Annotated in this window: 21 protein-coding genes; 12 read left to right on the top strand and 9 right to left on the bottom strand. The window is 46.9% G+C overall.

What is annotated here, in order from left to right; genetic code table 11:
- Nucleotides 1-50: 50 nt before the first annotated feature.
- The 5 genes from coaBC (at nt 51) to folE (ending at nt 5,399) form a co-directional block, all read left to right on the top strand.
- Nucleotides 51-1,271 carry a bifunctional phosphopantothenoylcysteine decarboxylase/phosphopantothenate--cysteine ligase CoaBC gene (gene coaBC, locus KO531_RS12990; protein WP_219251392.1) on the top strand — a complete coding sequence of 407 codons (1,221 nt, stop codon included), beginning with the start codon at nt 51-53 and terminating at the stop codon, nt 1,269-1,271.
- A complete protein-coding gene (gene dut, locus KO531_RS12985; RefSeq protein WP_105251173.1) occupies nt 1,268-1,726 on the top strand; it encodes a dUTP diphosphatase in 459 nt (152 codons plus the stop codon). Before coaBC ends, dut begins: the two co-directional genes overlap by 4 nt.
- Nucleotides 1,727-1,760: 34 nt before the next feature.
- Nucleotides 1,761-2,354: a nucleoid occlusion factor SlmA gene (gene slmA, locus KO531_RS12980; protein WP_113941097.1), complete on the top strand. Its 594-nt coding sequence runs from the start codon at nt 1,761-1,763 to the stop codon at nt 2,352-2,354.
- Nucleotides 2,355-2,489: 135 nt separating this feature from the next.
- Nucleotides 2,490-4,478 (top strand): S9 family peptidase, encoded by a 1,989-nt coding sequence (locus KO531_RS12975; protein ID WP_219251377.1) that lies wholly within the window; start codon nt 2,490-2,492, stop codon nt 4,476-4,478.
- 270 nt (nt 4,479-4,748) lie between these two features.
- Nucleotides 4,749-5,399 (top strand): GTP cyclohydrolase I FolE, encoded by a 651-nt coding sequence (gene folE / locus KO531_RS12970; RefSeq protein WP_006079864.1) that lies wholly within the window; start codon nt 4,749-4,751, stop codon nt 5,397-5,399.
- Between the two features lie 227 nt (nt 5,400-5,626).
- On the opposite strand, the gene pyrE is transcribed toward folE, so the two are convergent.
- Complete coding sequence (gene pyrE / locus KO531_RS12965) at nt 5,627-6,268, bottom strand: orotate phosphoribosyltransferase (protein WP_006079863.1); 642 nt, start codon at nt 6,266-6,268, stop codon at nt 5,627-5,629.
- Between the two features lie 176 nt (nt 6,269-6,444).
- Nucleotides 6,445-7,158 (bottom strand): ribonuclease PH, encoded by a 714-nt coding sequence (rph, locus tag KO531_RS12960; RefSeq protein ID WP_006079862.1) that lies wholly within the window; start codon nt 7,156-7,158, stop codon nt 6,445-6,447.
- Nucleotides 7,159-7,370: 212 nt separating this feature from the next.
- On the opposite strand from rph, the gene KO531_RS12955 reads away from it, so the two are divergent.
- Nucleotides 7,371-8,234 carry a YicC/YloC family endoribonuclease gene (locus KO531_RS12955; RefSeq protein WP_106648342.1) on the top strand — a complete coding sequence of 288 codons (864 nt, stop codon included), beginning with the start codon at nt 7,371-7,373 and terminating at the stop codon, nt 8,232-8,234.
- 139 nt (nt 8,235-8,373) lie between these two features.
- Here KO531_RS12955 and yjjG read toward each other — a convergent pair whose 3' ends face one another.
- The gene (yjjG, locus tag KO531_RS12950; protein WP_219251376.1) at nt 8,374-9,111 is read right to left on the bottom strand and encodes a pyrimidine 5'-nucleotidase; all 738 of its coding nucleotides are present in this window, start codon (nt 9,109-9,111) and stop codon (nt 8,374-8,376) included.
- A gap of 238 nt (nt 9,112-9,349) precedes the next feature.
- Between yjjG and KO531_RS12945 the strand changes: the two genes are divergently transcribed.
- Nucleotides 9,350-10,261, top strand: coding sequence for a LysR family transcriptional regulator (locus KO531_RS12945; RefSeq protein WP_219251375.1), 912 nt, complete (start codon nt 9,350-9,352; stop codon nt 10,259-10,261).
- A 141-nt stretch (nt 10,262-10,402) separates the two neighbouring features.
- On the opposite strand, the gene KO531_RS12940 is transcribed toward KO531_RS12945, so the two are convergent.
- From KO531_RS12940 to KO531_RS12930, 3 genes are all read right to left on the bottom strand, one after another.
- Entirely contained in the window at nt 10,403-12,361 is a 1,959-nt protein-coding gene (locus KO531_RS12940) for a DUF2075 domain-containing protein (RefSeq protein ID WP_219251374.1), read from the bottom strand.
- Entirely contained in the window at nt 12,358-12,588 is a 231-nt protein-coding gene (locus KO531_RS12935; RefSeq protein WP_076497128.1) for a helix-turn-helix transcriptional regulator, read from the bottom strand. Before KO531_RS12935 ends, KO531_RS12940 begins: the two co-directional genes overlap by 4 nt.
- 497 nt (nt 12,589-13,085) lie before the next feature.
- Nucleotides 13,086-14,207 (bottom strand): Fic family protein, encoded by a 1,122-nt coding sequence (locus KO531_RS12930; protein WP_219251373.1) that lies wholly within the window; start codon nt 14,205-14,207, stop codon nt 13,086-13,088.
- Nucleotides 14,208-14,636: 429 nt separating this feature from the next.
- Here KO531_RS12930 and KO531_RS12925 point away from each other — a divergent pair, with 429 nt between their 5' ends.
- On the top strand, nt 14,637-15,470 hold the full coding sequence (locus KO531_RS12925; protein ID WP_219251372.1) for a sulfotransferase: 834 nt from the start codon (nt 14,637-14,639) through the stop codon (nt 15,468-15,470).
- Nucleotides 15,471-15,523: 53 nt separating this feature from the next.
- Here KO531_RS12925 and KO531_RS12920 read toward each other — a convergent pair whose 3' ends face one another.
- From KO531_RS12920 to KO531_RS12910, 3 genes are all read right to left on the bottom strand, one after another.
- Nucleotides 15,524-16,588, bottom strand: coding sequence for an aminoglycoside phosphotransferase family protein (locus KO531_RS12920; protein WP_219251371.1), 1,065 nt, complete (start codon nt 16,586-16,588; stop codon nt 15,524-15,526).
- Nucleotides 16,542-17,453 carry an NTP transferase domain-containing protein gene (locus tag KO531_RS12915; protein WP_219251370.1) on the bottom strand — a complete coding sequence of 304 codons (912 nt, stop codon included), beginning with the start codon at nt 17,451-17,453 and terminating at the stop codon, nt 16,542-16,544. The genes KO531_RS12920 and KO531_RS12915 overlap by 47 nt, the downstream gene beginning before the upstream one ends.
- A gap of 166 nt (nt 17,454-17,619) precedes the next feature.
- Nucleotides 17,620-19,332 (bottom strand): hypothetical protein, encoded by a 1,713-nt coding sequence (locus KO531_RS12910; protein WP_219251369.1) that lies wholly within the window; start codon nt 19,330-19,332, stop codon nt 17,620-17,622.
- Between the two features lie 252 nt (nt 19,333-19,584).
- Between KO531_RS12910 and gmk the strand changes: the two genes are divergently transcribed.
- The 4 genes from gmk to KO531_RS12890 are packed head-to-tail and all read left to right on the top strand — an operon-like array spanning nt 19,585 to nt 23,102.
- Nucleotides 19,585-20,208, top strand: coding sequence for a guanylate kinase (gmk, locus tag KO531_RS12905; protein ID WP_105251162.1), 624 nt, complete (start codon nt 19,585-19,587; stop codon nt 20,206-20,208).
- Between the two features lie 58 nt (nt 20,209-20,266).
- Nucleotides 20,267-20,545, top strand: a complete 279-nt coding sequence (gene rpoZ / locus KO531_RS12900; protein ID WP_007651394.1) for a DNA-directed RNA polymerase subunit omega — start codon at nt 20,267-20,269, stop codon at nt 20,543-20,545.
- A 42-nt stretch (nt 20,546-20,587) separates the two neighbouring features.
- Nucleotides 20,588-22,693 carry a bifunctional GTP diphosphokinase/guanosine-3',5'-bis pyrophosphate 3'-pyrophosphohydrolase gene (gene spoT, locus KO531_RS12895; protein ID WP_219251368.1) on the top strand — a complete coding sequence of 702 codons (2,106 nt, stop codon included), beginning with the start codon at nt 20,588-20,590 and terminating at the stop codon, nt 22,691-22,693.
- A 25-nt stretch (nt 22,694-22,718) separates the two neighbouring features.
- On the top strand, nt 22,719-23,102 hold the full coding sequence (locus tag KO531_RS12890; protein ID WP_212600294.1) for a RidA family protein: 384 nt from the start codon (nt 22,719-22,721) through the stop codon (nt 23,100-23,102).
- The last annotated feature ends 164 nt before the right edge of the window (nt 23,103-23,266 follow it).

The raw sequence follows: 23,266 nt of genomic DNA, 5'->3' as shown, positions 1-23,266 counted from the left end.
CTAAAATTCACCACTTTGTGATATTGTTGCCGGCATTATTTCTATCTCGGATGATGTCTGTGAGTCTGACAAATAAAAACGTCCTGCTGGGCATTGGCGGCGGTATTGCGGCCTATAAAAGTGCTGATTTAGTACGCCGCTTGAAGGAGCGAGGCTTTGATGTGCGCGTGGTGATGAGCCAAAGTGCGATGGAATTTATCACGCCTCTGACGCTGCAAGCGTTGTCTGGACATCCAGTGGCATCTAGCTTGCTCGACCCCGCAGCAGAAGCAGCCATGGGTCATATAGAACTCGCTCGTTGGGCAGATCTCGTCATCATCGCCCCTGCAACCGCAAACCTATTGGCGCGGATTAATGCAGGCATGGCCGATGAGCTAATCACCACCACGTGTCTTGCCACTGAGGCACCTATCGCCCTGTGTCCGGCAATGAATCAGCAGATGTACCGTAATCTGGCTACACAAGCGAATTTAACTAGCCTCGCATCACGTGGTTTTACACTTTGGGGTCCCGCCAGTGGCAGTCAGGCCTGTGGTGAAGTCGGCCCTGGACGCATGCTCGAACCGCTAGAAATTGCCGAGCTAGCCAGTGATTTTTTTGCAACAAAAGAAGCCTCTGCGCAGCCTCTTGCAGGCCAGTCGGTGCTTATTACCGCCGGACCAACCCGTGAAGCAATTGATCCCGTCAGATACATTTCAAATCACAGTTCTGGAAAAATGGGCTTTGCACTGGCCAAAGCCGCGGCAGATATGGGTGCAGCAGTCACCTTAGTCTCAGGCCCAGTAAATCTCAGCACCCCAGAAGGCGTGACACGGATTGATGTTGAATCGGCGCAAAATATGCTCGATGCTGTTATGGATAACGTTGATAAAAAAGATATTTTTATTGGCTGCGCCGCCGTTGCAGACTACCGCATTAGTGATATTGCTACCTGTAAGATCAAAAAATCGACCGAAGAAATGCAACTTGCGCTGGTGAGGAATCCTGATATCTTAGCCACGGTTGCGAGCTTACCTAACCGTCCTTTTGTGGTGGGATTTGCCGCCGAAACCCATGATGTAGAAGCCTATGCGCACGATAAGCTCAAACGTAAAAACTTGAACATGATCGCCGCAAACGACGTTTCCATTGCTGGCCTAGGCTTTAATGCCGATGCTAATGCCCTGCGTGTTTTCTGGCCGCACGGCAGTCAAGATTTGCCTGCTACTGACAAACTCACGTTGGCACGGCAATTACTTTCGTTGATAGTGAAAGAAAAAACAAATACATGAAAACACCGATTGAATTAAAAATTCTCGACTCCCGTATCGGCTCAGAATTTCCTTTGCCCGCTTACGCCACCGCAGGCAGTGCAGGCATGGATCTTCGCGCCATGATAGACACGGCTTTAACCATAGCACCGGGTGAAACAGTGCTCATTCCCACGGGGATTGCTATTCATGTGGCCGACCCAGGACTTGCTGCGGTGATTTTACCGCGCTCAGGCCTTGGCCATAAACACGGTATCGTACTGGGGAATCTAGTCGGACTCATAGATTCAGATTACCAAGGCCCCTTAATGGTATCTTGTTGGAATCGTGGTGACAGTCCATTCACCTTAGAAATGGGCGATCGTCTCGCGCAACTGGTGTTTGTTCCTGTGGTACAAGCACAATTCAAACTCGTTGATGAGTTCGACAGCTCAGACCGTGGTGAAGGCGGATTTGGCCATTCAGGCACTAAATAATCCCCTAAGTCGTTATTGAGCCAAGGATACTGCAATGGCTGTAAGCCCAAAAATTAATCGTCGTGAACACATTCTGCAATGTCTAGCGCAGATGCTAGAAACCAACCCAGGACAAAGGATCACCACAGCGAAACTGGCCTCAGAAGTCGGTGTATCGGAAGCCGCCCTGTATCGCCACTTCCCGAGTAAAGCGCGGATGTTCGAAGGCTTAATCGAATTTATCGAAGAGTCGTTATTGTCGCGCATCAATTTAATCATGGATGACGAAAAAGACACCATGAAGCGCTGCCAGTTGGTACTGCAACTGCTGCTGATCTTTGCCGAGCGTAACCCAGGAATTTCCCGCGTTCTCAACGGTGATGCTCTACTCGGTGAAAATGAACGCCTGCGAAGTCGTATTGGTAACTTATTTGCCAAAATTGAAACCCAGTTAAAGCAAATTTTACGGGAAAAAACCCTGCGAGAAGGTAAAGGCTTCAACTTAGACGAAGCCATATTAGCCAATTTACTGTTAGCCTTTGCCGAAGGCCGCATCGCCCAATTTGTACGAAGTGAATTCAAACTCAAACCGACGACACACTTCGATGAACAGTGGCGTTTTATCCAGCATCAACTTTTACAAAGCTAATGATTTTTCAACATAAAGGACGGTAACTATCGTCCTTTATGTTCGGTATTCCTTCCTTGTTTCGCTTCATCTTTTGTTTTATCCTCGAAAAACATTTCAAGAACAAAAAACACAATGATTTTACAAGGATGTCAGATGAAACTCTTCCGATTAGCCATGTTGGCGACACTTTGCTTACCAATACTTCCAATACCCACCTTTGCAGCCAATAGCTCCAACGCGAATGCGTTATCGCAAGCACAGTTATTCAGCAAAGGTGATGAGTACTCGGATGTAAAAATATCGCCTACTGGTAAATACTTAAGCGCTATCACAAGTGTCGAAGGTAAAAACGTTCTCTTAGTCTTAGATACCCAAACCAAAAAACTCCTCAATGCGATACGTTTTCCCGGTAATGCTCAAGTCGGCGACTATGAATGGGCCAACAGTGAGCGACTGGTACTGGCAAAAGAATACCTAAAAGGCTGGCAAGACACACCTATCTACTACGGTGAATTGATGGCGGTAAATGCCGATGGTTCACGAAAAGCGTATCTATTCGGTTTCGAGAGTGGCGAGCAACAAACAGGTTCAAATATCAAGAAAAATACCCCTATGCGGGCAAGCGCATTTATCCTCGATCCTCTGCCAGATGATGAACGCTACATGTTAGTTAATGCTATTCCATGGAATGATAAGATCAATCTGGACGTGGAACTGTTACAAGATGTCTATCGCGTAGACTTGTTCAATGGCACACGCAAACGCATCACAGGCTCACCTATCGGCAGAGCCCGTTTTATGACAGACCATGATGGAGAGGTTCGCTTCGTTGCAGGTGAGGACAATAAAAATATTACTAAAGTGTTCTACCGCAAAGACGGTAACTGGATAAATACTGACAAACTCAACCTAGGTCTAACTGACTTTAAACCACTCTCCTTTGCCGATGACAAAAATACGATTTATGCAGCGGGACGCTCCCAAGGTGAAACCTTAGGGGTTTATAAAATTAATCTCGAAACGGGCGATAAAACTGAAATCATTCAGGATGAAAACGTTGACCCTAGCAACTTTTGGATTAACGGCACCAATAAACAACTTTACGCCGTCGAGTTTGAAAATGGTTACCCAAGTTATGCCTTTGTCGATAATGAGGATTCGCACGCTAAATTGCTAAAAGATCTGCTTGGTGCTCTCCCCGGTCACCAAGTACGAATTGTTAGCGAAACCCGAGATGCTGAAAAATTCCTCGTACTTGCGTTTAACGATCGAAACCCTGGCGATTACTACATATTTGATACGAAAACACTAAAACTTGAATATCTAGCCGCCGCTAAAAAATGGCTCAACCCAGAGCAAATGGCTGATGTTAAACCCATCAGTTTCACCAGCCGTGATGGTAAACAACTCCATGGATATCTAACGCTTCCCTTTGGTAAAGAAACTAAAAACCTACCCTTAGTCGTCAATCCACACGGTGGTCCACACGGTATACGTGACTGGTGGGGCTTTGACCCACAAAACCAATATCTAGCAAGCCAAGGCATAGCCGTTCTACAGGTCAACTTCCGTGGTTCAGGTGGATATGGCGATCAATTTGAACACGCTGGCTATCAAAAATGGGGCTCAGATATTCAGCACGACATTATCGACGCAACCCAGTACGTCATTGACCAAGGTTTTGCCGATAAGGAACGCATCTGTATTGTTGGCGGCAGTTTTGGTGGGTACAGCGCCTTGCAGAGTGCTGTGCTTGCGCCAGATATGTTTAAATGCGCCATAGGTGTAGCTGGCGTATATAATCTTGAATTGATGTTTGATGAAGGCGATGTAGCCAGTAGCCGTTCTGGCACTAGCTATCTCAAGGATGTGCTTGGCCAAGATAAAGCGGTACTCAAAGCAATGTCTCCTTCTGAAAATGTCGATAAACTAAAAGCAAACATACTATTGGTGCATGGTGGTGAAGATGATCGAGCGCCAATCGAGCAACTCGAATCCCTCGAAAAAGGCCTAAAAGCTCACAATTATCCTTACCAAAAACTGGTGATGGACAATGAAGGCCACGGTTTTTATAACGATGAGCATAGAGCGAAATACTATGAACAAATGCTCAGTTTCCTAAAAACCAATCTAAAACTTTAGGATTTACTCAAACTTGCCGTCACTGCCAGTCTAAACTCGATTGGCAGTGGCTGATTTAAAGCCGATATCCGATAAGGACTATCGGCTTTTTCATGTGGCCCATGAGCGTTTTTCGGTATGAATTATCTGCAATTCGCGTTATCCTCCTCCCCCTATTCTTGCCCTAGCGAGAATAACAATAATTTGTATCTGATGCTGAACAGCCCAAGTACCACTCGATGCTCAGCATAGGTTTTCTGTTATAGCCGCTACGACGTAGTGGAGGATAAGATGGCATTAAGTGAAGCAGCAGTAAAAGTACAAGCCGCGTTATTAGAACGTGGACTTGAAACCCCAATGCTCCCAAGCGTTTACAGCAGTGAAGAACGTAAAGACAAGATTGAACATCATATGAAAGAAATCCTGACATTAATGTCATTGGATCTGTCAGACGATAGCCTTGCCGATACGCCGCGCCGCATTGCTAAAATGTACGTCGATGAAATCTTCTCCGGCTTAGATTATGCGAACTTCCCTAAGATCACGGTGATCGACAATAAGATGGGCTTCGATGAAATGGTGCGAGTGCAAGATATTAGCCTCACCAGCACCTGCGAGCATCATTTAGTGACGATCGATGGCACTGCGACCATAGCTTATCTACCACGCAAAAAAATCATTGGTTTATCAAAGATTAATCGCATCGTGCGTTTCTTTGCCCAACGTCCTCAGGTGCAAGAGCGTTTGACTCAGCAAGTGTTAGTCGCGCTGCAGACCTTGCTCGAAACCAAAGACGTTGCGGTTAAAATGGATGCTGTGCATTACTGCGTAAAATCCCGTGGCGTGATGGACTCAACCAGTTCAACCACCACCACAGCGCTGGGCGGTATTTTTAAATCAAATCCTGCGACCCGCGCCGAGTTTTTGCATCAGTCTAAATAAGTGTATTGAAGCGTAATGTGATTTAAAGCGTGCCTAAATCAATAGCAATCAATACAACTCAACAAAAAAAACGCTGCGATTCCTTCTATAGAACCGCAGCGTTTTTTGTTTTCATACCCACTCAATCAAACCTTTCTCAACCTAGCTAAGATCAATGCTGGCTGATTAACTGATTTCACAAAGTTAGTGATCGCTACTTGATCAATACCAGCGGCTAAGCACTCGATTTAAATGCCGTATTGCTCGCGGTACTGGCTCACGGCGGCAAGTTGCACTTCCATTCCAGGCTTTTCTGATAAATAGCTAATGAGGTCGGCAAGTTTAATGATCGCCACTATGCCGCAGCCAAAATCACGCTCAACCTCTTGAATAGCCGATAACTCGCCCTTGCCTTTCTCTTGTCTATCTAAGGCGATCAACACACCGGCTAATTGTGCCTTATGGGCTTCGATGATTTCCATCGACTCACGAATTGCCGTACCGGCAGTGATCACGTCGTCTACCAACATAACGCGGCCTTTCAGCTCGCTTCCGACTAAGCTGCCACCTTCGCCGTGATCTTTTTTCTCTTTGCGGTTAAAGCAGTAAGGGATATCGATATCGTGGTGTTCACACAGGGCAACCGCCGTAGTGGTCGCAATCGGAATGCCTTTGTAAGCTGGGCCAAACAGCAAATCGTAATCAATGCCAGAATCCACCAACGCAGCGGCATAGAAACGGCCTAAACGCGCTAAGTCACGGCCAGTATTGAACAAACCCGCATTGAAGAAATAAGGACTGATACGACCCGATTTAAGGGTAAATTCGCCAAATCGCAACACCTGACGTTCTAAGGCAAATTCAATAAACTCACGTTGATAGGCTTTCACAATATCTCCTTACGGCTTTGTCTTTTATTGGTTTTTATTAGGTAATGTTTTATTAGGCAACATTTAATTCGGTACAGGGCTTGTCTAACACTAGCATCTTGCTGCAGATAAAAAGTTGCAGCTAATAAAAAGCCCCGCACTCTGTAACATGACGGGGCTTGTTCATCACCACACTATTAGTTCAGTGCGGCTTTCTGCACATCGACGATTTCACGAATACTGTTCTTCGCCAATGCCAACAGTTCGAGTAATTCTTCATGGCTGAATGGCTCGCCTTCGGCGGTGCCTTGAATTTCGATGATCTTACCCGTTTCTGTCATCACCACGTTCATGTCAGTTTCAGCGGCGCTGTCTTCGATATATTCTAGATCGCTTATCGCTTCACCCTTGTAAATACCGACGCTGACTGCCGCAATCAAGAATTTAAGCGGGTTAGATTTAATGATGCCTTTACCGCGTGCCCAGTTCAGCGCATCCACTAAGGCCACACAAGCGCCAGTGATAGAAGCAGTGCGCGTGCCACCGTCAGCTTGGATCACATCACAATCGATCACGATAGTGTTTTCGCCTAGAGCTTTCATATCCACACAAGCACGCAGAGCACGGCCGATAAGACGTTGAATTTCTTGCGTACGGCCAGATTGCTTACCGCGAGCGGCTTCACGATCCATACGGCTATGGGTCGAACGTGGCAACATGCCGTATTCCGCCGTCACCCAGCCTTGACCCTGACCTTTAAGGAAACGTGGCACACCTTCAGTAAAACTGGCGGTACAAAGCACTTTCGTTTCGCCAAATTCCACTAACACAGAACCTTCGGCATGGGCCGTAAACTGGCGAGTGATAGTGATGGGACGAGTTTGTGCTGGCGTTCTGTTACTTGGACGCATGCGAGATTCCTGTATTCTGAGTCATTGACCGATTTTGGCTGCATATTATAAGGGCTTGAGCCTTAGGATGCCATGCTTAGGGTGATTCTCTGGCAAACTCATCTAGGCAAAGTACCCATTAACTTGCGGTCTTATACTGTATGCCTTTAATCCTAAAGCCATTGACTCTATAATCGCCTCTCATTATGACGATTACACCATTAGGACAACCCATGATCCAAAGCATGACAGCCTACGCTCGCATCGAGCACAAAGCACAATGGGGCACTGCCTCCTGGGAAATTCGCTCAGTCAATCAACGTTATCTCGAAACTTACCTACGTTTACCCGAGCAATTCCGCAGCTTCGAACCCGTACTACGCGACCGCCTTCGTAAACGCTTAAGCCGCGGTAAAGTCGAAGTCAATCTGCGCTACGAACTGGCAGACAACAGCAATAACGAGCTGCAGTTGAATCAAGCGCTAGCAAAACAACTATTAGGCGCCGCCACTTGGCTCAAGCAAGAAGCGGGACAAGGCGATGTCAATCTGACCGACATCCTGCGCTGGCCAGGCGTGCTAGCGAGCGGTGAACAAGATATGGATGCCATCGGCGCCGATCTGATGACAGCCTTCGATTCAGCCATAGATCAATTTATCGAAGCCCGCGGCCGCGAAGGCGAAGCCATCAAAGACATGTTATTAAGCCGCTTAGATGGAGTCAGCGAGCAAATCGCCGTCGTACGCGAGCACATGCCAACTGTGATGCAATATCAACGCGAAAAGCTCACCAACCGACTTGCAGAAATCAAAGGTGAACTCGACCCAGCCCGCATCGAGCAAGAAATGGTGCTTCTGGCTCAGAAACAAGATGTGGCCGAAGAAATGGACAGACTCGAAGCCCATGTCGCCGAAGCCCGCCGCATCCTCAAAAAAGGCGGCAGCGAAGGTCGCCGTTTAGATTTTATGATGCAGGAATTCAACCGCGAATCGAACACCCTCGCCTCTAAATCCATCAGCACTGAAATCACTTCAGCCGCCGTTGAGCTTAAAGTGCTAATCGAGCAAATGCGCGAACAAATACAAAACGTTGAGTAATGATAGTTAACGCGTTTTAGATACCAAAAAGCCCTTAATGTAAGGGCTTTTTGTATTTTATGACTGAGAGAATATCAGTTAAAGCACTCACTCTTAGCCAAAAATATCGAGTGCTGAGCTAGGTTCAGTGAACAATCGCTTACGGTAACAGGATTTTTTGCAACTCTTGGTGCGAGCTCACTTGATAGTGCGGGGCGATACCGGCGGGCACATCGTGGCCGTGGACGTTATACCAGCATGTATGAATACCAGCATTGATGCCGCCTTGGATATCTGAATGCGGGTTATCACCGACCATCAACACAGTCTCACGCTCAGGATGGCCCATGAGTTCGAAGGCGTGCTCGAAGATACCCACATCAGGTTTGGCTATGCCGACTTTTTCTGAAATCACTAAAATATCAAAATGATGCTGCAAGCCTGTACGCTCTAATCGCACAGTTTGTAGCTCAGTGAAACCGTTGGTAATGATGCCCAATTTAGCTTTACCTTGCAGCGCGGCTAATAACTCACGGGCACCGGGTAGTGGCGAACAAATTTCGGCCATTGCTGATAAAAAGGCACTATTGAGCGTCATGGCCGTGACAGATAATTTGGCTGCCCAAGGTTCGAAACGTATGGTTTGCAACTCGGCGGCAGTTATTTTGCCATCTTGATAATCGCCCCAAAGCGGTTTGTTAACCAACTGATACTCATCAAAATCGGCTTGGGTAAAATCGACCCCAAACTCACTAAACATCAACTTAAGCCCTTTTAAAGCATCGAAATAAAATAGGGTTTCATCGGCATCAAACAAAATCCATTGGTAAGGCAAGGACATAGGAACTCTCTTTCTGACAAAATAGCTAAGACCCATCCCCATGCCGTTCAGTGGCATCGAGAATGGTACATCGGCGATTGCGGCAATGCTTGGCTAGCTGCCTAGCAATAATCAAGATAAGCGATAAACATGAGCGATGAGCCCGAAAATAACTAGGCTTCACAGTCGACACCCGCAATCAGCAAGTGCATTAGTCTACCTTGCATCAAGGGCGATGATAACCACGATAATAAAAACTGACTGTTGAGGTATCATCAACAATAATGGCTGGGGAACGCGATAATCTAAGGACACCATGGAGCACTTTTCGGCACTACCTATCTTTGTCACTGTAGTGGAATGCGGTAGCTTTTCATTGGCAGGTCAAAAGCTTGGACTGAGTAAATCGGCGGTGAGTAAACGCATTACCCTATTAGAACAAAGTCTGGGTATTCAACTCTTGCACCGAACCACTCGCAGCTTAAGTCTTACCGAGGCAGGCGCCCGCTACTTCGACTATGTTCGCCCTGCAGTTAAACTCGCAGAGGAAGGATTGGACGCCATTTCCGAGCTACAACAAGCGCCTCAGGGCAGTCTGCGCATCGCTGCCCCTATGGTATTTGGCCGCTTGCATATCGCCCCTTTGATCCCAGAATTTCTGCGCCGTTACCCGAAAATACAGCTGCAAATGCAGATGGATGATAAGACCACCGATTTAATTGCTGGCGGATTCGATCTGGCAATTCGTATCGGCGAGCTACCAGATTCAAGCCTTATTGCCCGTAAAATCGCCCCTTGTTTAAGTGTCATTTGCGCCTCACCCGAGTATCTTGCTCGCCACGCTGCGCCACCAACGCCGCAGCAACTCAGCCAACATAACTGTTTGTTCTACTCATATTTTCGTGATGGTGTTGAATGGACCTTCTTAAGCCCGCAGGGCCCAACTCGTATCCAGCCGAACGGTAACTATCAAGTCAACAATAGTGATGCCATCCACCAAGCCACACTCGATGGTTTAGGCATAGCCAACCTGCCCCGCTTCATGGTCGACGCCGACTTACAAGCAGGCCGCCTACAAGCCTTGCTCGCAGACCATCCCCTCCCCGAACATGGCATCTACGCGGTTTACCCGCAGCGAAAATATTTGCCGACTAAGGTGAGTGTATTGATTGAATTTTTGATGGAGAAGCTGGCGAGTTCAGATAAGTTTCAGCTTGTAAGCGACTAAGAATTACATCCCTACTTTACCCATATGTTGAATGAGAGATATGCTCGATACCTGTAAAAGCGGAGCAACTCTATCTATCCAATGGGTAAAGTTGATATTGCAAATAGGATAATAAAGTTAGTTCGTGTCTCACTCAAAAGTTCAAAGCTCTTCGATTCCACACGCTTTTAGAAATTGATAAGTCGAATCATAAAAAGCCGGTTTTCTAGTAATATCTAACTCATCGCCTTTAGGGACGAAAATCACCATTCCTTGCCTCGCTCGCGTCAGTAAGACTCGATAGGCATTTTCAAGATACCTGCATTTTTCTTCCCGTTGTCGTTGTTCCCAGCTTGAGCCTCGAAACTGCATATGCTCAAAACCTGCATGACCGAATCTAAAATCAGCCTCCCAAGCAACCAAACACCAATCAAGCTCAAGCCCTTGAACATCAAACTCTGTGGCGACATCTTCAAGAAAATGTGAAGAACGAATATCCTCTATCGGCCCCAAAAACCAATCTTTATGCTCAATTTTGTTTTTAACGAAAATGCCTTCAGCTTTTAATCGAATACCATTTGACGAAGCTAGCATTCCCATTGTTTCAGTCCCACGCACTTGAGATTTTATCCAACATTTAGCAGCCTTTAAGTCTCGGGTAACTTTAATTGGATATTTTTGCTTAAAAGTCGCCAAAACATTCAAAGCCATGCCACTGTTACCATTAACTAAATGGTGGATAAAATTTGACAACTTTTCGGCTCGAAATGAACGCATCGATGTCGCCAAATGTAAACAAGGTAACAAAGTACCTTTTGAAAAGTCGCGAGGAGTTAAACCCGTAGACACATACTCACCATTAAGTAAATCCGTAGAATAATAAGCATCCCAGTGAGTAAATCGGTTGCCAAGTGCATCCAACCATCCAAAAAGCCCAACCTCGCCGGTGTTGATTTCTTGTCCACCGCCGATCAACGCAATAATTACAGCCCAATCTTCATGGCGGTCCATCACTTCGATAAGATATTCTGGCTCAGACTTATTGAATCCAGCTTGATTACGCTTGGTCTGCATGAATTTGCTAGTCTGCTCAACATTCCAAGCACGCTGAGCTTCGTCAAAGATAGCTACTTGCTCTACTGGGGGTTTGTTCGATGTAAGCGAGTCATCCCTAAACTTATGGATATTCTGAATAAATTGCTCAGTATGTCGTCGACAATCGCCAATTTTCTCTTTAGTGCGATCACGTCTATCTCGCGCCAGAGCTTCTTGCAAAACAGAGACTAAAGGGCCATTTCCGCTTAAAAATACGGCATATTCCTTTTCGTCAGCATTAGAATGCGCACTCGCAATATTAAGCCCTACAAGGGTTTTGCCCGCACCCGGAACGCCGGTAACGAAACAAATGATTTTTCGCTTATTGATCCGAGCATTGTGAATCAACTGAAGTAATTGCTGGCTCGTTTGTCCAAGATTTTGAGTGTCGGCTTCACTACGAGCAATATCTTCGACTTTATGCTGCGCATATAGCGCTTGCGCCGCTTCGATAATAGTTGGTGTTGGCAAATAACCAGAATCAGCCCACAAGTTTGAATCAAAAGTAGGTTGATTCAACCGCTCAGCAATTAGGCGCATTCTTGAAAACAATTCACCGGGTGAAATACACAAGGTAGAAGCAACATTATCGCCTGCGAATACTGGATCTTTCGATTGGCTCGTCGCTTTGGTGGCGACAAGCAGAGGGACTAGATATTTATCATGACTACCGCGATGAAAGTTCTTTAAATCTAAGGCATATCCATGAGTTTGCCTCATATCTGCAGCGGTAAATACTTTTGCGCCAACTTTAAACTCTACAATAAAAACAATTCCTTTAAATATCATGACGACATCCGCACGTCGTCCCATTCGTGGGATCATAAACTCAATGAAAATATGCCCTTCTCGCTCAATGCTCTCGGCCAAGGAGCGTTTGAGAACTTCAATTTCAGCACACCAAGCACGAGTTTGTGCATGCAATAAATGCTGAGTATGGAAACGTGATATCTGCCCGGTAATCGCATCGGGCTCAGCAGATAGAAAATCTTTAAAACTCGCCGAATAAAATGCTCGTTGAGTCATAATGATCCCTCAACGGTAAAATCAAGAAGTTGTTTCGCCGGGATATCTAAAGCACTGGCAAGCTTAAAAAGATTAATCAAACTAACATTGCGTTGCCCACGTTCAATGCCGCTGACATAGGTTCTGTCCATGTCAGCTTTTAATGCAAGCTGCTCCTGAGAAAAAGATCTCTCAAGTCGCAAACTTTTTAGATGAGTACCGAATGAGGTAAGCAAATGATCTTCCATGAATAATCCTTTGAAGAGTTTTCATGATGATCTTTACTTGTAGACAATACGTCTACGGACTATGAGTCACATTAAATGCCTAGCACTTAATGATTTGGACATAACATCGCACAGGGTAATCACTCACAAAATGCAAAATGATTGTTGCCGCTGATTACATTTAGACGGCAAATTCCGCAATCTACTTACCAACCACTCGGCAATAAGTACCTTGTACTTCGGCCGCCGACGTCGGCTTTGAGCCAGTATCTATCTCAAATTTCTATTAAGCGATTGGTTCTACTGGCTAACAGATATGCGCGAAGGCTAGCAGGATTAGGCACTAACATGGAAGTGACCATCCGTGACAGGACGTCACGGTTGAGCATCCTGGGACTTGAACATTCCCTATTTAACTACCTGTTCGCCTTCCATGGCTCTCGTTCATAAACTTAGAAACCCTAGGTTTCTATTCACCGAGTCACTGGAATGCAAGTGCTTGATAACATACCTAACCTTTATCGTTTCATACTGAGTGGCAATAAGTATCTGGTACTTCGGCCACCGGCGTCGGCTTTAACTAAAAAGTGCTGTTCGACCATTTGCGCAAGATGACGGGTGGCGGTGGCGCGACTCACCTTAGCGACTTTTTGATACTGGCTACTATTAATCCCTAACTCAAAATCGCCGTCTAACATGCGATTGAGTACTTTGGCTTGCTCTTGACTCAATAAAGATTGGTCGACACTTTGCCAATACTGAATTTTCGACAGCGTTCTGCTCACATCTGCCATCGCATTGAGTAAGCAATCATTGAGGGTTTCAAAAAACCATACTAACCAAGGAGTAATATCTACATCGCCCCTTTGAGTGGACTCTAAAATGTCATAGTAGGTTTGGCGACGGGCAAGAATACTGACCGACATAGCGTAAAAACGAATCGAGCGTTTCTCCGCTTGCGCCAGAGCTAAATCAGTCAATAAGCGCGTGATGCGCCCATTACCATCATCAAGTGGATGAAGAGTAACAAACCAAAGATGTGTTATCGCCGCACGGATAAGCGGATCTAAAGCCTGCGCTTGCCGTGAAGCATTAAACCATTCGATAAACTGCGAGAGTTCAGCATCCAATGCCGATCTAGAGGGTGCCTCAAAATGCACTGTTGGTTTATCAATGCGGCCAGAGACAACCTGCATAGGTGTATCGCCACGCAGCGTTCCGCCAATAACAGGGTTAAGTAATGTGTAACCCAGCGGAAATAACTGCTGATGCCAGCCCAATATCCGTTCGAGGGTTAATTCAGTCTCTAAATTTTTTAAGGCATCGAGCATAATGTCAGCCAAACCATCGGTTTGCGCTGTTGTCGGATAAGGCTTGTCTTCGGACACGCCGAGTTTTTTAGCCAAGGATGAGCGCACCGAGGCCGCATTGAGCGTTTCACCTTCGATGGCACTGGAATGGATAATATTAGCGAGTAAAGTGTCGAGTGCAGCGTCTGACGTTAATAGGCTATCGTCGTGACTTAGCATTTGCTTGCCAAGCAACTGGCCCTGATTGAAATAGACCTGACGCAGCAAGGCATCAATGCTGCTGGTGTTCCAATGAAACTTAGGCCAATCGGCTTGCTGCCAAATCCACATATCTACCCCATGAGTCGAATAACAAGCCTATTCTACTCACATAATGAGGCGATTAACAAACCTATTCGACTCACTTTATGAGTTGAATAGCACTAATAATCGCCTCATCAATACCAACATGGCTATGCAATGCAGAGAAATGAGCCTTGTTGGTAATCCGGGAGCTCTGTTTCTAAGCCTTGCGGTCAGCCACTTGCTATTATTGTGCAGCTACAGTGCAGCTATCATACAACTTAGTGGCGCCTTTACTGTGGTGCATTGGCGTTGCGCGTGACTTTTATGTATAGCCACCGACAAATATGTATAGCCACCGACAAAGCCTTCGCGCTGAGATATACTGCCGCCGCTGATTTGACACGCCAATGTGAAACGCCGAGGTGAAAACTTACGGCTTTACCGCACCGCTGACACACATTCTGAGCCTAAACTATGCCTGATAACACCAACAATTCACCAACCTCTACTCACGTACAATGTACTGCTAATGCACAGCGTATCGGCAATGTTCAACCTACTGATAATTCACAGATTGCTACGCCAGATACAATGCATCCAGCCCAGTCGAATGCGCTCAGTGGCGAACAGATAAAGGTGAAGAAGCAGAAGGTCTTTATCATAGGTTTGCCACGCACGGGCACCACGAGTGTGAGTGTGGCGCTATTGGAGCAAGGGCTAAAAGTGGCGCACATGGCCTTTACTAAACAGGCATTTATGCTGGCCGATGCAGTGTCTGACACGCCTTGTTTCAGCGATTATCAGCAGTTGGATTTATTATTTCCCGAGGCTGTGTTTGTCTATCTCGACCGCGATATCAATACTTGGTTGCCTTCAATGCAGATGTTACTTGGTAAAATGGCGCCCCATTTGGATGAAAAAACGGGCCGCTTCCATCCAATATTAAAGCGCAGTTTTAGGCATACTTTCGCCATAGATAAAGTGGCGGAACCTGCCAGCAGTGAGCACTTAATTGCTTGTTATCAAAAGCATCAGCAAGAAGTGTTTGCTTACTTTAATGGGCGGGAAGACTTTATTTCAATCGATGTTAGCCATGCAGGAAGCTTGAGTCAGTTACTGCAATTTTTGGGAATGGAAGCAAACGCGGAGAATAGCGATGTCGCATTAGGTTTAAGCGAGCCGCTGAGTTTCCCTAAACTTAACGTGGGCCGCAACGTGGCAAGTTGGGGTGAATATAAACACCCCAACAAGGTCAACACCAATAGCGCAGGCCCACAAAGTCGTAAGTTTTTCGACTACACGCTTTAATAATGCATTGGATCAGTACACAAATACCAATGCACAGATATCCAAGCGCTGAATTAGAAATTAGCTTTAAGCGCAGCCTCTTGGTCGAGCAAGCTTTGGTACAAGGTAAACTGGTTGGCCGCGCGGTCTAAATTATGGCCTTCGCGGTGGATGTGGAAATACACATCACCGTTAAGATAATCCGTTAAAAAACGCACACCTATCATCAAACAAATCACCCGAGCACCGAGCCACAGACTGCGCTTTTCGTCTTCCGTTAAGACGTCACCCAACTCGCTCAAGTAGCCACGGCAAATCGCGGCGAAGATGTCTTGACGCACTTGGACTTTATCCAAGGCCGTAGAGTCTTCCTCCTCTGGCGAGCAGAAAGTGCGTACCATGTCGCCGAAGTCATACATAAGATGACCTTTCATGCAGGTATCTAAATCGATAATCGCCATGCTGGACATGTCGCGTTTATCAAAAAGCATGTTATTGATTTTAGTGTCGTTATGACAAATTCGCAGTGGCAGCTTTGGCGATATTTCTGCAAGTTCATCCAGCAAAGCCTGCTGAGATAACGCGTAATCGACCCAATGACGACAGAGCGCTAAGCGATGTTGACTATCGAGTTCAGCGGCCTGCTTTAGTAAGGCCATGCGTCCCGGTAAATGGTGAAATTGGGGGATCACATCTTCAAGCTCTGTCGCATCAAAATCACTTAAGGCAGAGGCAAAATGCCCAAAGGCCTTAGCCGCCATTTCCGCTTCTTGTTCCGACTTAACCACTTCAATGCTAAGACTATGGGGCAAGTAACTGATCGCACGCCAAAATCCTTGCTCGCCTAAATCGATAGCCAGCTCACCCTCTTGGGTTAAACAAGGGCTAACGACTTTCAGGCCGTATTGTTGCTGCAACGACTTAGCGCATAAATGATGGCTAATTTTATCGGCATTGCAGACCAAAGCGTTGGGTGTTTTAAATACCTCAGTGTTAATTCGCTGCAATACCAATTCGCCCGCAGGCCAGCGCACCAAAAGGGTGTCATTGATGTGGCCATTACCGAGGGCAGAAATTTTCGCCTCGGCAGCTTCAATACCAAAATGAGGCAACACTGACTGCCTGATGAGTTTTATCACTCAATAACTCCGTTAATTTTTGTTTTACCCAGACAGTGTCCTGCGGATAAGTCACGCCAAGCCAGGGCTCACAGGCAACATCGACATAGACAGGCAAACCTTGCTCAATGCCCGCTTGTACTATGGCGGGCAAGTAACATTCAGACTTAGGTTGTTGACCCTGTTGCCCGATAAATTCGGTTAATTCACGTTTAATAACATCAAATATGCTTGGGGAGAAGCCCCAGCATGTCATAGAGACCAAGGAGTGCGCCGGCAAATTAGCATGACCCTGCGGGCCATCACCCATTAAGTGGCCAGCTTGCTCGGCGATATTGAGCCATTCGGCGACCGATTTAAGCTGACCATTTTCAACCTGACACAAACCACGATTAACGCCACCGTGTTCCGACAACGTGAGTTCTATGGGATAGGCCACCATCATCCACTCAGTTGGCCTCATGCTTAAACCTTTCGCTAAGGAAACAAAAGCGCTATCACCATAAAAATCATCGGCATTGATAACGGCCATTGGCCCTTTAACGAGATGGCGCGCACTCCAGAGTGCATGGGCCGTGCCCCAAGGTTTAAGCCTGTGACTAAGATCCGCCAACTGCGCCGCTTCGGGTAAATCCGTTAAGACTTGATAGCAAAAATGATATTCAAAATCGGCTGGCAAAAATCGTGTCAGAATCTCAGTTAATTCACTTTCTAATTCTGGGCGGATCACCAGCACAGCACGCTGAAAACCACTGCGAATGGCCGACATGATTGATAGCACCAACATGGGTTCACCCGCGGGGCCGAGTGCCGCCAATTGCTTATCGCCGCCGAAACGACTACCTAGCCCCGCAGCCATAATGACTAAGGTCAATTCTGTATTCATGCTGGATTGATATATTCAGTTCAAATTTAAAGGTGTTTCTCCAAACCGCATCGACCTAAACAACCTAAAGTACGGTTTGAGAAAAAGAGGAGCAAAAGTGTAATCTACCCCTCTAATTGTGACTAGCATTTAAGCAGAATTTTTATCGACTTAGCTGCAGACTTTTTTAACGAGCAATATAATCGCCAAAGGTGCGATTTTGTTCCAATATCGCTTGGCTGCCCTTAAGACTGAACTTATAACCACACAGGCTAATATTACCTCGACGGGCGAGATCAATAATGATGGCCTGAGTATCGAGTGGTGAGAATCGCGCCTCTGAAGCGGAATCCGCTTTCAGATCCACAGTCACAGGGCGATAGTCAGTGCCATTGTTAAAGGATAAGACGCTGCAAGTTTTATCTCCCTTTGCCGTCGCTAAGGACCACAGATTTTGTGCTTTACCTTTCTCACCGAGCCAACGCATGATCAAGATGTCATCCTCCAGCGCCACAGAAAAACCGTCCGGTAACGCGAGCGTCACCCGCTCACCCGCATAGGGCGCAATCGCGTTAACCGTGACAACTTCTGCACCATCACCCGTTTCTGCGTCGCCATTTGGCCAAAGGCCCCACACCAAGGCAATCAAGAGCACCACGCAACAGCCAATTCCTGCTGGGCGCCAATAACGGCGTTCCACTTTCGGCAGTTTAATCTTAGGCAACACCAAGAAACGCTTTAGTGGCGCCAAAAACTCAAATAAACCGCGAAATAGCTCAGTCATCGAACCAGAATCTTTTGCTTCGGCGCGGCGCTGACGCACTTCTTCGGCATGATCTCTATCGTTAAAGCTGTCAGGCTCGTCATCTTCTTCGGCGGTAAAACGCCAACCGGGTTCAGCACTACGCTCGGCAGGATCTAATTGCGCCGCAGTAAAGTCGACATGTTTCAAATCAACATTGTCCACATCGACATCGACCAACTCAATGTGGGTCTGTTCAACGCGGCTAGTATTAGCAGGACGGAAATCTGCATGACTGTCTGGCACCACAAAATCGGCAGGATTCTGCGTCATCCGAGTAAGGGCATCGAAGCGCAGTTCATCTTGACGCAACGCCTCTCGCTCTGCCTCCGCCGCGCTAACACTCGGCTCAACCCTCGGCGATGTTAAAACAGATTCAACATGGGTCGATAAATCGACCTCTGGCTCAGACACAGTCTCAGCACTAATGGTTTGGGCATGAAGCTGATCAACATGCGGCTCATGCCTTTCAGCTTGAGGTTGTGCTTGAATATGAGAGGTAGATTTTGCCGATTGTCTTACGGCAACGTCTTGAGCAACAATAGGTTTAGGGTCAATGATGTTAGGATCTATGGCAGTTTTAGATGCCATGGCTTTAGCGTCTATAGTGTTAGGATCTACGATTTTAGGATCTATGGTTTTAGGTGCGATGGTTTTAGGAACGATAGTCGGTTCCACACGGCGCCTAGGCATTGCCTGTGATGTTGGTGCATCCAGCTCAGGACCGAAATAACCGTAGCGATAATCCACTATCGTTGGTGCAGGAAAGCGCCAGCCCCAAAATGTCAGTCCCGCGGCTAACACTAAACTCAATCCAATTAAGGCAATATGCACATCGGCCGCTAACAGGCCGATGAAAATTATTAACGGCAATAGGAATACGCCAATCAAGCCTTTTGACTTATCGGCATCGGCCAAACGACGCAAACTGGTGAGCCCTAATAAAGGTAGACCCAACAATGCCAGCAAATACATCAGAAAATTAGCCCCAAAAGCAGCGGCTGCAAATGCAATACAGACATAAACGCCAACACTGATTGCGACAAAACGGGGACGAGAATCACGCCCGTGAAGGCAGAAAAGAGATTTTAACAGCACGACCCTTCCTTTATTGTTGTAAAAACGAGATACAAAAAGACACTCATTGCCTTATTCGCACGAGCGTAACCAATTTACCCGCAATTGTCAGTGCCTACGACCCAAGTCGGATAAAAATGCACATAATATCGAAGTAAATCTAAAATAGGCTTAAATTGCCAGCCAACAAGCCCTAGTATTTCTATGGTCAAAATCGGTATAATGCTCGGCTTTCTGGGCCCTTCTTGCGTTAACCCATTGGATATTTAGCTCATGACCGCACGCGGAAATTTATTTATTGTGTCGGCGCCAAGTGGCGCAGGTAAATCCTCGTTGATTTCAGCCTTGCTTAAAGACAAGCCAGCCGACATGCAGGTTTCGGTATCTCATACCACCCGCGCACCACGCCCAGGTGAAGTTGATGGTCAACACTATCACTTCGTTAATGTTGAGCAATTCAAAGCCTTAATTGCTGAAAATGCCTTTTTTGAATGGGCAGAAGTGTTTGGCAATTACTATGGTACCTCGCGCCATGTGATCGAGCATACGCTCACCCAAGGTATCGATGTTTTCCTCGATATCGACTGGCAAGGTGCCGAACAAGTTAAAGCCGTGATGCCAGAAGCCGTTGGTGTGTTTATTCTACCACCCTCTAAAGCCGAGCTAGAGCGCCGCCTCACTGGTCGCGGACAAGACAGTAGCGATGTTATCGCCAGCCGTATGGCACAAGCCGTATCGGAAATGTCCCACTATAAAGAATATGATTTTATTATCGTCAACGACGATTTTGACACTGCCTTAGCCGATTTGCGTGCCATCATTCGCAGTCAGCGCTTAACAGGTGCTAGTCAGATCCACGCGCAAAATGATATGCTTCACGATCTGTTGGCAGGATAGCTGTCATAGTGTACAATTTTGCGTCATTTTTTCCCTAGATAAACTGGAGTTTCAACACATGGCTCGCGTAACTGTAGAAGACGCCGTAGAACAAATCGGCAACCGTTTTGATATGATCTTGGTTGCGGCGCGTCGTGCTCGCCAAATCGCCGTGCAGGGTAAAGACCCTATGGTTGAAGAGATGAACGACAAACCCACGGTTATCGCCCTGCGTGAAATCGAACTAGGTTTAGTTAATGCTCACACCTTAGATGCCGATGAGCGTCAAACGGTACGTGAACGTGAAGCCGCTGAAATTGCAGCGGTTGCAGCCATTGCTGAAGGTCGTTCATTATAGTTTTTGAGTAAAAACCTATTTAGGTAAAGGGAGAGCTGCCACTTGTATCTGTTTGAAGGTCTAAAGGAGTCTGCTTCCGGTTACTTAGAACCTGAACAGGTAGAATTGCTCAAGCAGGCGTACCAGATTGCGCGCGATGCCCACGAAGGGCAAATGCGCACGAGTGGCGAACCTTATATTACTCATCCGGTTGCGGTTGCCCGCATCCTTGCTGACATGCGTCTTGATCATGAGACGCTGATGGCAGCACTGCTCCACGACACTATCGAAGATACCCATGTCACCAAAGACGATTTAGCCGAACTATTCGGTGCCGCGGTGGCCGAACTCGTCGAAGGCGTGTCAAAACTCGATAAGCTTAAATTTCGCGACAAGAAAGAAGCTCAGGCTGAAAACTTCCGTAAAATGATGATGGCGATGACGCAGGATATCCGCGTTATCCTCATCAAGCTTGCCGATAGAACCCACAACATGCGTACCTTAGGCGCACTGCGTCCCGACAAACGTCGCCGTATCGCCCGCGAAACCTTAGAAATCTACGCGCCCATCGCTAACCGTCTTGGTATCCATAACATCAAGACAGAGTTAGAAGACTTAGGTTTCCAAGCTTATTATCCAATGCGATATCGGGTGCTTAAAGAAGTCGTTAAAGCCGCCCGTGGCAATCGCAAAGAATTGATCCAAGGCATTGAAGCCGCTGTGTATACGCGCTTAAACGATGCGGGTATTCCGGGAAAAGTCAAAGGTCGCGAGAAAAACCTCTACTCCATCTATAACAAGATGCAGAGTAAAGAACTGCAATTCCAAGAAGTGATGGATATCTACGCCTTTAGGGTGATAGTCGATTCCATCGACACTTGTTATCGCGTACTCGGTGCCATGCACGGACTGTACAAACCTCGTCCCGGTCGTTTCAAAGATTATATCGCTATCCCCAAAGCCAACGGTTATCAGTCTCTCCATACCTCTTTATTTGGTCCACACGGTGTGCCCGTTGAGATCCAAATTCGTACCGAAGATATGGACCAGATGGCCGACAAAGGGGTAGCTGCACACTGGGCCTACAAAGGCGGTGCGCAAACAGGCCAAGGCACGACGACTCAAGTGCGTGCCCGTAAGTGGATGCAAAGCTTGTTGGAGTTACAACAAAGCGCTAGCACCTCATTCGAATTCGTTGAAAACGTGAAGACGGAACTCTTCCCTGAAGAGATTTATGTGTTCACCCCTGAAGGTCGCATTCTGGAATTACCCGTCAATGCCACCGCGGTAGACTTTGCCTACGAAGTGCATACGGACGTAGGTAATACCTGCGTCGGCGCCCGTGTTAACCGCCAAGCGTATCCGCTTAGTCAACCGTTAATTTCAGGCCAAACCGTTGAAATCATTACCGCTAAAGGCGCCCGTCCTAATGCCGCTTGGCTGAACTTTGTGGTAACCGGTAAAGCTCGCGCTAAAATCCGCCAAGTGCTGAAAAGCCTTAAAGGTGATGATGCGATTGCGCTTGGTCGCCGCCTGCTCAACCATGCGCTAGGCAAAACTAAACTCGATAGCATTGCGCCTGAGCAGATTGAAAAAGTGATCCGCGATACTAAACATACGACGCTCGATTCGCTGCTCGCCGACATCGGCCTTGGCAATGCCATGAGTATTGTTATCGCCCAGCGTTTGATTGGCGATAATCTTGAGAATCAAGAAAGTCGCGACGGCCACATGATGCCAATTCGTGGCGCCGAAGGCATGCTCGTTACCTTTGCTAACTGTTGCCGCCCAATTCCTGGTGATGCCGTGATTGCCCACGTGAGCCAAGGTAAGGGCTTAGTGGTACACATGGAAAACTGCGCCAATATTCGTGGTTATCAAGGCGAGCCAGACAAGTATATTCCCGTACAATGGGATAATGTTGAAGGCGTTGATTACCAAGCCAATCTGCGGGTGGAAATTGTTAACCACCAAGGTGCACTGGCGAAGATCACCTCGATCATTGCCGCCGAAGGTTCAAACATTCACAACCTCAGCACTGAAGAACGTGATGGTCGCGTGTATTTGATCAACCTGCGGATTTCGGTGAAAGACAGGATCCATTTAGCCAACGTGATGCGCCGAATTAGGGTACTGCCCGAAGTACTGCGCACGTCCCGTAATCGTTAATTAACTCAACACTAGAGAGAGCGTCATGGCAGAAAAAATCATCATAGCGACCGAAAACGCCCCAGCGGCCATAGGCACGTATTCACAAGCGGTTAAAGTCGGCAGCACAGTGTATTTATCTGGCCAGATCCCGCTCGTGCCAAGCACAATGCAAATTGTCAGCGATGATTTTGAAGCACAAGTCGTGCAAGTATTTAAAAACCTGACGGCAGTTTGTACTGCTGCGGGCGGTTCAATCAACGATATCGTTAAGCTCAACATCTTCCTGATTGATTTAAGCCACTTCGCTAAAGTGAATGAAATCATGAGCCGTTACTTCAGCCAGCCATACCCAGCCCGTGCTGCTATCGGCGTGAAGCAATTGCCGAAGGATTCTCAAGTTGAAATGGACGGCGTGATGGAGCTGTAAGCACTAGCATTTCACCTTCTATAAACGAAAAGGCGCTACGGCGCCTTTTTGTTGCCAACACAATCCAACCCCCCCGCTTGCCACTCTCTTCATCTTGCTTTCACACTCAACTTGTAGGCTTTGCGCTCCATTCTCATATTTTACAATCTTGTAAACTATTTGCG

This window comes from Shewanella sp. NKUCC06_TVS (assembly GCF_019345515.1).
GTDB classification, from domain to species: domain Bacteria; phylum Pseudomonadota; class Gammaproteobacteria; order Enterobacterales; family Shewanellaceae; genus Shewanella; species Shewanella oncorhynchi.
Note: the sequence above shows the minus strand (reverse complement) of the source record. Positions and strands in the feature narration are given on the sequence as shown.

Excerpts from the sequence above, each read along its gene's own strand:
- KO531_RS12955 (WP_106648342.1), top strand. The coding sequence starts at position 7,371 with ATGATCCAAAGCATGACAGCCTACGCTCGCATCGAGCACAAAGCACAA.
- rpoZ (WP_007651394.1), top strand. The coding sequence starts at position 20,267 with ATGGCTCGCGTAACTGTAGAAGACGCCGTAGAACAAATCGGCAACCGT.
- slmA (WP_113941097.1), top strand. The coding sequence starts at position 1,761 with ATGGCTGTAAGCCCAAAAATTAATCGTCGTGAACACATTCTGCAATGT.
- folE (WP_006079864.1), top strand. The coding sequence starts at position 4,749 with ATGGCATTAAGTGAAGCAGCAGTAAAAGTACAAGCCGCGTTATTAGAA.
- KO531_RS12925 (WP_219251372.1), top strand. The coding sequence starts at position 14,637 with ATGCCTGATAACACCAACAATTCACCAACCTCTACTCACGTACAATGT.
- KO531_RS12975 (WP_219251377.1), top strand. The coding sequence starts at position 2,490 with ATGAAACTCTTCCGATTAGCCATGTTGGCGACACTTTGCTTACCAATA.
- dut (WP_105251173.1), top strand. The coding sequence starts at position 1,268 with ATGAAAACACCGATTGAATTAAAAATTCTCGACTCCCGTATCGGCTCA.
- KO531_RS12890 (WP_212600294.1), top strand. The coding sequence starts at position 22,719 with ATGGCAGAAAAAATCATCATAGCGACCGAAAACGCCCCAGCGGCCATA.
- yjjG (WP_219251376.1), bottom strand. The coding sequence starts at position 9,111 with ATGCCACTGAACGGCATGGGGATGGGTCTTAGCTATTTTGTCAGAAAG.
- KO531_RS12935 (WP_076497128.1), bottom strand. The coding sequence starts at position 12,588 with ATGGAAGATCATTTGCTTACCTCATTCGGTACTCATCTAAAAAGTTTG.
- coaBC (WP_219251392.1), top strand. The coding sequence starts at position 51 with ATGATGTCTGTGAGTCTGACAAATAAAAACGTCCTGCTGGGCATTGGC.
- gmk (WP_105251162.1), top strand. The coding sequence starts at position 19,585 with ATGACCGCACGCGGAAATTTATTTATTGTGTCGGCGCCAAGTGGCGCA.
- KO531_RS12930 (WP_219251373.1), bottom strand. The coding sequence starts at position 14,207 with ATGTGGATTTGGCAGCAAGCCGATTGGCCTAAGTTTCATTGGAACACC.
- rph (WP_006079862.1), bottom strand. The coding sequence starts at position 7,158 with ATGCGTCCAAGTAACAGAACGCCAGCACAAACTCGTCCCATCACTATC.
- KO531_RS12945 (WP_219251375.1), top strand. The coding sequence starts at position 9,350 with ATGGAGCACTTTTCGGCACTACCTATCTTTGTCACTGTAGTGGAATGC.
- KO531_RS12915 (WP_219251370.1), bottom strand. The coding sequence starts at position 17,453 with ATGAATACAGAATTGACCTTAGTCATTATGGCTGCGGGGCTAGGTAGT.
- KO531_RS12940 (WP_219251374.1), bottom strand. The coding sequence starts at position 12,361 with ATGACTCAACGAGCATTTTATTCGGCGAGTTTTAAAGATTTTCTATCT.